This is a genomic window from Candidatus Hakubella thermalkaliphila (genome assembly GCF_013281975.1).
Classification (GTDB): Bacteria; Actinomycetota; Humimicrobiia; order Hakubellales; family Hakubellaceae; genus Hakubella; species Hakubella thermalkaliphila.
The window spans coordinates 1-11,078 of record NZ_BLRZ01000064.1 but is presented as its reverse complement, the minus strand read 5'-3'; the positions used below and the strand labels follow the sequence as shown (position 1 = coordinate 11,078).

The window sequence follows — 11,078 nt, the reverse complement described above, 5'->3', positions numbered from 1 at the left end:
GATCTGGTAGGAAGAGCGAAATTCCTTCAGGGCCTGAGATTCTCGGATGGAAGGATCTTCCTGAATTTCCAGATTATGGATGTACTCAAACAAGGAATGCTGAAACAGACTGGCGGCCCTTTCCATCTCCCGAAGAAGGAAGGGGTCCAGAGAGAAAAGTTCGGAGAGAAGAACCTTTTTTAAGAGAAGATCAAATCCTTCCTGGCCCGCGCCGGTGACCAAAATTTTTAGAAAAGATACTATCCCGGAAATCAAAGGATGGCTGTACAGGCTGCTTTTATCTCCCAATATCTGACAGGGGATACCGGCTCTCAAGAGGCTGGACTGGATAATTTCCCCTCCCCTCTCTATGCTCCTCATCAGAATAGCAAAATCCCGAAAGCTGAGATCATCCTCTGACTTCATCCTTAATATCTGCTGGGCTATGCTGCTGGCCTCCCCGGCGTCAGTGTGGTAATGGTGAGTTTCCGTGGAGCTTTCCCCAGGTGCCTTTGCCGCCGTGCTCTGCTTCTTTATCCTCAGCCTATTGTGGGCTATGAGCTCTTGGCTGGCTCTGGCTATCTGCGGGTCATTGCGGTAGTTAGCTCTCAGCTCTATCTTCTCCCTATCGGGAGCTCTGACATGGCACTCCAGGAGGCTGGCCACCCGGGCGCCTCGGAAACCATAGATAGACTGATCATCGTCCCCCACCAACATCAGACTGCCCCTTCCTCCGTAGAGCATTTCCACCAGTCTCAGTTGGGCATAGTTAGTCTCCTGAAACTCATCTACCACAATATGAGAATACCTCTCCTGATATCTCCTCCTGGTCTCTTCATCCTGGCTCAGGAGTTTCACGGTCTGAAAGGAGAGCCCGCCAAAGTCGATGAGATTGTCTTCTTTCAATTGAGATAGATATCTCCGATACAAAGCTACCATCTCAGACAGTTGGGGCTGGCTGTGGTGGGGAATCTTTCTGGCCAGGTCCTCGGGCAGAAGCAGGTTTTCCTGACTCCGCAAAATGAAATCGAAAAGTTCCTGAATAAAACCGTCTCTGGCAAAGAAATTTCCGGTATGAGGGTAGCGATGCCGGTCTACCGAGTTTACAACACCCCTCACCAGCCTCCATTGCTCAGTAGAAGTGAGGAGTTCGGGAGCTGCCCTATAGCCCAGGGCGCGAAAATTATGCTTTACAAAATCCAGACAGAAAGAGAGAAAGGTGGAAATCTTTATCTCAGAAAAACTGCGGGAGAGACCGAGGGCTACCTTCTCCCTCATCTCCCGGACTGCCCGGCGGGAGAAGGTCAGAGCCAGGATGGAGGAGGGATCGACGCCCTCTGCTTCTATCAAATGAATTATCCTCTGGATAATTACCTGGGTCTTGCCGGTCCCCGGTCCGGCCACCACTATCAGGCGGCCGGCGGGGTGGCGGACTGCCTTCTCCTGAAGATCGTCGAAAGTTAGAATGAGTTTAGGTTTCATGAGGTTAGGTCAGCCTTGGACCACAGTGTTCTCCCAGTTGCAGCAATCTAGTTTTTGTCTCATGCACTGGTATGGTGTAACCACCAGGATATTATCTCAATTATTAAACATATGTTCGTATTTGTCAAAGACCCTTTGGGCTAGATTCTTATCTGATTTCAGAAATAAATCAGCTCACTAAAACCAGCCCAACGCAGACTGGCTTTCCGCTTACCCCAAAGTCAATAGGAAGGCCAGCTCTTTGGGCGGTTTCAAAAACATCTATTCCCAGCGCTTCCATAGAGGGTCGGGCCCGGAAAGGTACTGGACATGGATCCGGATAGGCACATTTTAGACAAATCTGACACTGGCCAGCGGCAAGGCCAGCAACAAAATGATAGCCCAGGCTGAAAGCCAAGCTTTCTATTTTGTCTAAGATCGGGTAAAGCTCCTTGAAGGGAGTTTTGACTTTCTTCTGGTAGTCTTCTGTGGGATACAATTCAGAGAGATCTTTATCTCCGTAAGCCTCCTTAAGTTCCGAATGGGAGACCGGAATCTCCACCTGGATAAGAATAGCATGAGAGTACTTTCCCAGAATCTCCTTAAACTCAGAAAAGGGAATTACATGAGGTGGGCACATCCAGTTCTGATCGTAGTGAGCACATCTAGGTACTCAGCATTTCAGGCGCACCCGCTCATCCAGAACCACATCCTGGGCCAAAATGGGGGCGGCAGCCAGGGCACCTACTTCTTTAGCCCTGGCACACATAAGAGCAAGATCTGACTTTATATTGCTCTCCTGGGCCTCCTGGATCTCCTGCCTCTTCTCGCTCTCGGGTGAGGCTATTCTACCTCTTTCCTTTAACCTGCTGCTGGCTGTATGTCTGGCCTTATCCTTTTCCTTGATAGTGTTGCTCATGACCTCTTGCCCTTCCTGCACTTTGGTCTGCTTTGCGGATATTTTAGCACGAAATTACTAAACCTCCCTATGACTAAGACATAGGGGTTTCGCGGGAAGTTGGCGCCCTCTCTCGAACTCTCACCCAAAGCTACCGTATCCTCCCCCTGGGAGAACTTGGCTCCAGGCTCCTCTTCATGTATCATGTACATGAAGAACTAGAGGAGAATGACAGGTTATGGTAAGAACCAAAGTTCGGGTCCGTTTCGCTCCCAGCCCTACGGGCTACCTTCATGTAGGGGGAGCCAGGACAGCTATCTATAACTGGCTTTTTGCCAGACAACATGGTGGAAAGTTTATCCTTCGGATAGAAGACACGGACATCTCTAGAAATGTGGAAGGGGCTATAGATACTATTCTGTCCTCTCTCCGATGGCTGGGCCTGGAATGGGATGAGGGACCCCAGGTGGGTGGAGACTATGGGCCCTATTTCCAGAGTCAGAGGACCTATCTCTATGCCGAGACGGCTCGGAAGCTTTTGTCTGCGGACCGCGCCTACAGGTGTTTTTGCGCCCCTAAAAAGTTGGAGGAGAGACGTCAGCAAGCCCTTAGAGAAGGCAGGCCCCCTGGTTATGATGGCCGATGTGGGGATCTGACCCAAAATCAGATCCACAAGCTTCTGTCTCGGGAAAAGCCCTTTGCCCTCCGGTTCAGGGCTACCTCCTTTGGAGATCTGTCCTTCCGGGACCTCATTCATGGTGAGATTGCCTTTAAGAAAGAGGCGGTCAACGACTTCATCATCGTCCGATCCGATGGAACTCCGACCTACAACTTCACCGTAGTAGTGGACGATGCCCTCATGCAAATCACCCATGTCATAAGGGGAGATGACCATCTCTCCAACACTCCCAAACAGATCCCCATCTACAAGGCTTTGGGTTACCCTCGGCCCGAGTTTGCCCACATTCCCCTGATTCTGGGTAAGGATGGCAGCCGCTTAAGCAAAAGACACGGGGCCACCGCTGTGGAAGCCTTCCGAGAAGAGGGTTTTCTGCCCCAGGCCATGGTCAACTATCTGGCCCTCTTAGGCTGGTCCTATGATGATCGGACGACACTATTTAGCGTGAGCGAGCTGATCGATAAGTTTTCTCTGGAGAAAGTCTCCAAGAACCCTGCTATCTTTGACCTGGATAAATTGGAGTGGATGAATGGAGTGTACATCAGAGAGAAGTCAGATCAGGAGCTGGCGGAATTGCTTCTTCCCTACATCCGCGATATCGCCCTGGTAGATGGGGGAGGTGAAGGAAGGGAAGAAGGAGAAGAACACCTCGGATCGGCTACCGGAAATGAGACCTTGTCTGACACCCAAACTAAGAATATCCTGGCCCCAAGAGTTCCAGAGGCAGAAATAAAAAGAACGCTTCTGAAGATAATTCCTCTAGTTCGAGAAAGAATCAAGAAACTATCCGAGGTGCAGCAGATGGCCGACTTTTTCTTTACCGAGGATTATCCTCTGGAAAAAGATGCCATGCAGAAATTCTTGAAAGCCAGGGAGGCAAGAAAAATCCTGCAAGCAACCTTGGAAAAACTGCGCCTGGCGCAAACCTTTTCCTCGGAAGAGATCGAGGAATTACTGCGTCAACTTCCCGATGAACTGGGATTGAAGGCAAAGCAGATATTTCAGACCATCCGGGCCGCTGTTACTGGCAAAACCGTAAGCCCTCCCCTCTTCCAGAGCCTGGCCATCCTGGGTAAGGAAAAGAGTCTGAACAGGATCGCCAAGGTCCTGAGCATTTTGGAAGAAGGAGCCGAAGGGCCGTAAGAAACAATCGCTGCAGAAATGTGAGTATTGGAGTCCAGAACCGCTCGGATCACGGCCTGGATCTTTCGTGGCCAGGCTTTTTCTCTCGCCCAGCCTTTACCGCCTCAGCCACATCTTTCTCAACCTGCTCAGGGGTGAACTCCCGGTTCGCCTCCCAGAGACGGTCATATATGGCGAAGCTTTCTTCCCTGCGGAGTTGCCACCTCTCATACTCCTCAAAGGGCACAATTACGGCAAGAGCCTTACCCTTTCGTTCAATGACAAACTCATCCCCTCTGTAGTAGGTTTGGTCCAGAATCTCACCAAGCTTATCCCGAACCTGAATTGTACTAACTCTCTTGCGCACTTCTCTGCTCTCTCCTTTGATTTTTAATTCTGATCCTCAAGATATCCAATATATCCCATATTGGGAAACATGGATAGATAGGATTATATTAATATCTATTGAACCACTTGTCAAATAGAGGGCACTACCCGCGGCGCTTTCCCTCCCTTTCACCAAGACGGTTATTGAAGTATACGTAGTGCAAGAAAACTTTACATATTTGTTAAGAATTATGGAACAATCTTTGGGTTCTTTGGCTATTAGCCGCTACCAGGTTTGAAAAACCAAAATCAATATGCTACTATTGGCAATGCAAAAGCTCAGCCGATGAGGAGTCGTCTAGCGGTAGGACAGCAGACTCTGGATCTGCCGGCGGAGGTTCGAATCCTCCCTCCTCAGCCATTTTTGTTGCAATCCAATTTATTGGGAACCTTGGTAGAATACGGTTGAACCAATGAGGCGCATTCGTCTAGGGGCCTAGGACATAGCCCTCTCACGGCTAAAACAGGGGTTCAAATCCCCTATGCGCTACCACATAAGACATGGGCTAGGGAGAGGAAAAGTTGTTACTTTTCCAGAGATCTGCATCCCAAGCTCCCAGAAGGGTTTATGTTTTACTTTCCCACAGGACTTGAGCTCTCTTGAACATAGCCGTAGACCACAACATTAGCAGTATCTATGAAAAGGTCCTGGCCGGTCAAAGGCTCTCCCGAGAAGACGGGCTGGCCCTCATGGAGTCCAGCGACCTCCTGACCCTGGGCTATCTGGCTCGATGGGTCAAGGAGAGAAAAACTAAGGACTCCGTCTTCTTCAATGTCAACAGACACCTCAATATGACCAACGTGTGCGTCTCCCGCTGCAAGTTCTGTGCCTTCAGCCGAGACCGGGATGATCCCGATGCCTATACCATGAGCATTGAGGAAGCAGTTGAGAAAGCCAGAAACTCTCTCTCTCTGGGAATCACGGAGCTGCACATTGTAAACGGCCTCCATCCCGACCTTCCTTTCAGCTACTATGTGGAGACAGTCCGGCGGCTGGAAGAGGAGTTTCCCCATGTGCACATTCAGGCTTTTACCGCGGTGGAGATAAAACACTTTGCTGATCTCTCGGGCCTTTCCTTCCAGGATGTTCTTCTTACTTTGAAGGAAGCCGGGCTGGGCTCTCTTCCAGGCGGCGGAGCTGAAATTCTGGATGACGGGATTAGAAGGGAAGTCTGTAGCCGTAAGGCCAGCGCCAAAGAGTGGCTGGAAATCATGAGAACTGCCCACCGCCTGGGATTCAGATCCAATGCGACCATGCTTTACGGCCATATCGAATCTCCGGAAAACAGGATTGACCATCTGATCAAGCTGCGGGAGCTTCAGGATGAGACCGGAGGCTTCCAATCCTTCATCCCTCTTCCCTTCCATCCCAAGAATACCCCGTTGGGAAAGATGACCGGAGCCAGACGGCCCACAGCCTATGAAGACCTTAAGATGCTGTCCATCTCCCGCCTTATGCTGGACAACTTCGATCACATCAAGGCCTTCTGGATCATGCTTGACCCCAAAATAGCTCAACTGTCCCTTGATTTCGGAGTAGATGACCTGGATGGTACCGTGGTGGAGGAGAAGATCACTCACTCGGCCGGAGCAGAGACGGAAGAAGCCATGGCCAAGAGCGAGCTGATTAACATGATTAGAGAGATGAAAAGGACTCCGGTGGAAAGGGACACTTTGTATAATGTGCTTGAAGTATACAACTGAGGTACTAATTCTATGCGTCCTCGGGTCGGCCACATCCAGTTCCTGAATTGCCTCCCTTTGTATTATGGCCTGGTTACCCAGAACGTCCTCCTGGATATCGAGCTGGTCAAGGGAACTCCCACTGAGTTAAACCAATTTCTTATTAGAGGCGAACTGGATATAGGCCCCCTATCCTCCATTGAATATTGTTTTCACCAGGATAAATTTCTCCTTCTTCCTGACCTTGCTGTCAGCTCCGATGGCCGAGTACAAAGCATTCTTATAGTCAGTAAACGTCCTGCCAGAGAGCTGGACGGCCAATCTGTTTCCCTGGCCAATACCTCAGCCACTTCCCAGATCCTGCTCAAAATCATCCTGGCCCAAAAGTATGGGGTCCAACCCACCTATGTGGTGAGCCCTCCAGACCTCCCCCGCATGTTGATGGAGTCTGAGGCAGCTCTTCTCATTGGGGATGTGGCTCTGCGAGCTCTCTACCATCCCCAAGACCTTCTTATTTACGATCTGGGGGAGGAGTGGAAGGGGCTCACCGGCTATCCTATGACCTATGCCGTCTGGGTGGTGCGGCGGGAGTTTGCCATAGAGAAGGCCCATCTTGCCTCCGAGGTTCACCACTCCTTTCTTAAATCCATGACCTACAGTCAGGAGCATTTGGAGCAGATAGCCCACGATGCTGCCCGCTGGGAGATCTTCTCCGAGGACTTTTTGAAAGACTACTTCTCAAATCTTCAGTTTAACTTTGATGAGCGATACCAGAAAGGCCTTATGCTCTTTTATGAAAAAGCTAAAAGCCTGGGTTACATAGGCCAGATTCCTCAACTGGAGTTTTTCTCCACGTAAGGCGTGTGGTGTCGATCTCAACTTGCCATATACACTACTTCGTAGAACCTTACAAAACCTGACGGGTCGAGGCAAAATGTAACCAGAGTAAGCCTTCTCGATCAATATGGGGAGATAAGCATACCTAAGGGAAGATGTCACAAAGGATAAATGTTCCAGAAACGAAAACAACCGAGCCTGCCACCTCTCAGAAAATCCGCAACGGTGAGAGGATCTCCGAAGAAGAGACCCTCCTTCTGCTGCAAGAAGCCGACCTCCTGGAGCTGGGCCAACTGGCCCATCTGGTCAGACGGAGGATACATCCGGATAATCTGGTCAGCTTCATAATAGATAGAAACATCAACTATACCAATATCTGTATCTCAGGATGCCAATTCTGTGCCTTCTACCGCCGCCAGGGAGATCCTGAGGCTTACCTTTTGAGCAACCAGGAGATCTTTCGACGCATTCAGGAGACCATTGATCTGGGTGGAACCCAGATCATGCTCCAGGGAGGCCTCCACCCTGAGCTGCATCTGGATTATTTCGTCAACCTGTTCCAGGAGATTAAGAAAAGATTTCCGGTGACCATCCACTCCCTCTCTCCTCCAGAGATTGTCCATATTGCTCGTAACTCCGGCCTTTCCATAAGGGACGTCCTGGTAGAGCTCAAAAGGGCTGGCCTGGATTCCCTGCCCGGGGGAGGGGCGGAGATTCTAGTCGATGAGATCCGAGCCCAAATCAGTCCCCGCAAGGCCACGACGGAGGAGTGGCTGGAGGTCATGGAGACCGCTCACAGTATCGGCCTGAAATCCACAGCCACCATGATGATGGGAACCATAGAGAGCCTTCAGGATAGAATCACTCACCTCTCCAAAATAAGGACCCTGCAGGACCGTACCGGAGGTTTCCGAGCTTTCATACCCTGGACCTTTCAGCCAAGACATACCGCTCTGGAGAAAAAGGTGGGAGGAAGGCCCACCTCTTCCATAGACTATCTTCGGACTCTGGCCGTTTCCCGTATCTTTCTTGATAACGTTAAACATGTCCAGGGCTCCTGGGTTACTCAGGGCAAAAGGATCGGCCAACTAACTCTTTTCTTCGGTGGAAACGACCTGGGGAGCATCATGATTGAAGAAAACGTGGTTAAGGCGGCTGGTGTTTCCTACAAAATGACCGTGGAAGAGATGATAGATCTGATAAGGTCTGCCGGCTTTACCCCTGCCCTCAGGGATACGGAATATAAGATTCTGAAGGTATATTAAGTCGTCTCGACCCTTTATCCGCCTGTTCTCGACCAAAACGACGATAGTAATGTTCTCAGAAGATGATATTCTTAGAAGAGCTATAAGCTCTCTTCTCTGTATGTCGAAAAGTGCCCTAATCTAAACGTCCAGTTCCTTGTCTGGACCTTCCGCCGATTCCTTCTATCATCTCCTAGCTTGTGGACCACAACGTCCGTCCGTCCCGTCACAGCCAGAACATGCACTTGACTAATGTGCATACAAGATGTAGTATATAGGCATGAGAGAATATCCGATGACATTAGAACAGTTTGAAAAACAATTTAATACGGAAGAAGCTTGCAGAGACTATAGTTTCAGCATACGGTGGCCAAATGGTTTTCAATGTCCGCGATGTGGTCATGCAAAAGCATGGCCAATAGGTAAAGTACTTTTCCAATGTACAAGTTGCCATTATAGAACTTCAGTAATAGCAGGAACCATATTTCAAGATACGCATAAACCTTTAACAATGTGGTTTAGAGCGACCTGGTGGGTTACAGCGCAAAAAAATGGCGCCAGCGCATTAGGATTGCAAAGGATACTAGGACTTGGCAGTTACCGTACTGCATGGACATGGCTACACAAGTTAAGGCGCGCAATGGTTAGACCAGGAAGAGATAAACTTTCTGGATACGTAGAGGTTGACGACGCTTACATAGGGGGTGAAAGTGAAGGAAAGCGTGGTCGTGGTTCTGAAAACAAGATACTCATTGTTGTTGCAGTTGAGGTCACAGGAAAAAAGATCGGACGGGTCAGAATATCTCGTGTTCCAGATGTTTCTGGGGAAAGCCTTTTAAAAGCAATACAAGAATCGGTTGAAAAAGGCAGTTCAATTCCTACTGATGGATGGCAGGGATATAATGGGTTATCCAAAGTGGGGTATACACATGAAGTCACAGTGGCTAAACGCGTTAAAAAATCAGACTTATTGCCCCATGTTCATTTAGTTATATCGCTGTTAAACAGATGGTTAATGGGAACGCATCAAGGTGCAGTAACAGATAAGCATTTCGAATACTACCTTGACGAATATACTTTTAGATTCAATCGGCGTGCTTCATACTACCGTGGAATGTTATTCTATAGGCTTATACAAAATGCAATTAATGTGGAACCCAAAACATACGATAAGATTGTAAATACTGAAAAGTAGGGTAAATTAGCATAAAGTTGCAAACCACAATATATAGTGGTCACATCAGTAAAGTGCATACCCAAGTAACTTTAATTCTAGTTTAAAGACATTTTACCGGAACCATTTGATTTAGGAGGACGGGTACGTGAAATTCTTAAACCTGATCTTGGCCGGAATCTTGCTGGTGATTTCTGTTGTTTTAGTGGTACCTGTTCCGGCTGCGGCCGCTTCGCCAACATCGCCTATCATCGCCGGCCGGGAGCGGGCTGTTTATCTGTCATTTTCTGGCGAGGGTGCCAATGAAGGAACAATAGCGGTGATCAAGGCCAGGTTGCAGCAAGACGTGCAGGTTCTGGAGCAGGTATTTTTGACTTTGCATCAGACAGAGAAGCTGGACAGCCGGTATCCTGTCTTATTGGTTAGGACCAGGTACCAGCCAGAAGCTGATCGCGGCGTTTCACCTCCTGCGGCAGTCCTTTCTTTTGCTCCTGCTCTTGCCTTGATCTCCGGCATCAATCGCGCGGAGAGCCTGGGCCGGGCTTATGTGATTGATACAAACCTAGTCTCATTTAAGGATTTACTGGCTCTGGTGCTGCTATTGCCACACCTTGGAGAACAAAGCCCGGCGCTGACCGTAAAGGATAAAACGATTCTGGCCCAAGTCAAAAACAGCCCGGAATTCCAGGCTTTTAGCAAGATGCGCCTGGAGTTTGGCCCTCCTGTAATAAATTGGGGCTCGCCGGACAATAAGGGCTTGCTCCCCGTCTGGGAGGCAGGAGTATTTTCCTACAATGTTTATGACCTGGCCGGCAACAGGCTGTTAAGGCTTGAGCCGCTTAGTCATTATCTGGCTAGGCCGTCTTGGTCCTTGCCTGCTCCTCGTTTGCTGGCTGCCGCCACCGAGGCAGATCTCTATTTCGTTGAGCTGCCGGCGAGAAAAACCCATCGCCTTGACCTATCAGCCCTTTTTCCCCAGAAGTACCTGCAGAGGGCTAACAGCATCGCCCTGGCCATAAACCTGCAGGAAAAGCAAATTTACTTTACCTTGGACCGTAATCTGTCGGAAACGTTCTGGCAAAACGAAGATCACACCTATAGTTATGCCCTGGACACAGGGGAGATCAAGGTTATCGCTAGTATAGCTCCGGAAATGCCGGATCAAGCTCCGGTACTTCCGCCGGCAACCGGTCCGGGAGTGATAACGGAGTTTGTTGCACCGGCTCCCGGAGATGTGTCGTTTGTGCACCAATTCATGTATGATCTGCCGAGTGGCTGGCAGCATGGGCAGATCAGCCGGCACAATGGTTATCTGGACCCATTCTGGGCAGAGTTATTGCCCCAAGACAGCCCCTTAGTTTTCCGGCCAGTGGGGCTGCTTTTGCAAAGCCATTTTATCGCTTATGGCTCCCAGGAAGAACTAATTTTGTTTGACCTTGTTGAAGGGAAATATCATCGCTTAAGCCTTAAAGGATTGCGACCTGCCGATTACAAAGAGATCAGCTCCATCAGCTTTGCCCAAAACCCCAGTCACCCGGGGGATGAAATCTATTTTTTTTGGTTCTTCCGGTTTTAGCATGGGTATCTACCCATAGATAGCGATTTATGATATAA

At 49.4% G+C, this 11,078-nt stretch carries 9 protein-coding genes, 2 tRNA genes and 1 pseudogene; 8 read left to right on the top strand and 4 right to left on the bottom strand.

The annotated features are described in order from the left end of the window. From HW443_RS06945 to HW443_RS06935, 3 genes and pseudogenes are all read right to left on the bottom strand, one after another. On the bottom strand, nucleotides 1–1,461 hold a 1,461-nt coding region (locus tag HW443_RS06945; RefSeq protein ID WP_176238015.1), incomplete at its 3' end, for an ATP-dependent helicase. Between the two features lie 169 nt (nucleotides 1,462–1,630). Continuing rightward, a pseudogene (locus HW443_RS06940) lies at nucleotides 1,631–2,095 on the bottom strand (DUF2284 domain-containing protein); the annotation flags it as partial. 18 nt (nucleotides 2,096–2,113) lie between these two features. Beyond that, the gene (locus HW443_RS06935; protein WP_176235466.1) at nucleotides 2,114–2,359 is read right to left on the bottom strand and encodes a hypothetical protein; all 246 of its coding nucleotides are present in this window, start codon (nucleotides 2,357–2,359) and stop codon (nucleotides 2,114–2,116) included. A gap of 217 nt (nucleotides 2,360–2,576) precedes the next feature. Here HW443_RS06935 and gltX point away from each other — a divergent pair, with 217 nt between their 5' ends. Next, nucleotides 2,577–4,160 (top strand): glutamate--tRNA ligase, encoded by a 1,584-nt coding sequence (gene gltX / locus HW443_RS06930; RefSeq protein ID WP_176235465.1) that lies wholly within the window; start codon nucleotides 2,577–2,579, stop codon nucleotides 4,158–4,160. A 49-nt stretch (nucleotides 4,161–4,209) separates the two neighbouring features. Here the strand turns inward: gltX and HW443_RS06925 are convergent, their stop codons facing one another. After that, on the bottom strand, nucleotides 4,210–4,506 hold the full coding sequence (locus HW443_RS06925) for a type II toxin-antitoxin system Phd/YefM family antitoxin (protein ID WP_176235464.1): 297 nt from the start codon (nucleotides 4,504–4,506) through the stop codon (nucleotides 4,210–4,212). Nucleotides 4,507–4,813: 307 nt separating this feature from the next. On the opposite strand from HW443_RS06925, the gene HW443_RS06920 reads away from it, so the two are divergent. The 7 genes from HW443_RS06920 to HW443_RS06890 all read left to right on the top strand — a co-directional run bounded on the left by HW443_RS06920 (nucleotide 4,814) and on the right by HW443_RS06890 (nucleotide 11,040). Next, nucleotides 4,814–4,887 (top strand) — tRNA-Gln (locus HW443_RS06920). 56 nt (nucleotides 4,888–4,943) lie between these two features. Beyond that, nucleotides 4,944–5,019, top strand: a tRNA-Glu gene (locus tag HW443_RS06915). A gap of 107 nt (nucleotides 5,020–5,126) precedes the next feature. Beyond that, entirely contained in the window at nucleotides 5,127–6,230 is a 1,104-nt protein-coding gene (mqnE, locus tag HW443_RS06910; protein ID WP_258189815.1) for an aminofutalosine synthase MqnE, read from the top strand. 12 nt (nucleotides 6,231–6,242) lie between these two features. After that, nucleotides 6,243–7,067, top strand: a complete 825-nt coding sequence (locus HW443_RS06905) for a menaquinone biosynthetic enzyme MqnA/MqnD family protein (RefSeq protein WP_176235463.1) — start codon at nucleotides 6,243–6,245, stop codon at nucleotides 7,065–7,067. A 134-nt stretch (nucleotides 7,068–7,201) separates the two neighbouring features. Further along, on the top strand, nucleotides 7,202–8,311 hold the full coding sequence (gene mqnC / locus HW443_RS06900; RefSeq protein ID WP_176235462.1) for a cyclic dehypoxanthinyl futalosine synthase: 1,110 nt from the start codon (nucleotides 7,202–7,204) through the stop codon (nucleotides 8,309–8,311). Between the two features lie 259 nt (nucleotides 8,312–8,570). Further along, entirely contained in the window at nucleotides 8,571–9,485 is a 915-nt protein-coding gene (locus tag HW443_RS06895; RefSeq protein ID WP_176233102.1) for an IS1595 family transposase, read from the top strand. 127 nt (nucleotides 9,486–9,612) lie between these two features. Further along, nucleotides 9,613–11,040 (top strand): hypothetical protein, encoded by a 1,428-nt coding sequence (locus HW443_RS06890; protein WP_176235461.1) that lies wholly within the window; start codon nucleotides 9,613–9,615, stop codon nucleotides 11,038–11,040. Nucleotides 11,041–11,078: the final 38 nt, after the last annotated feature.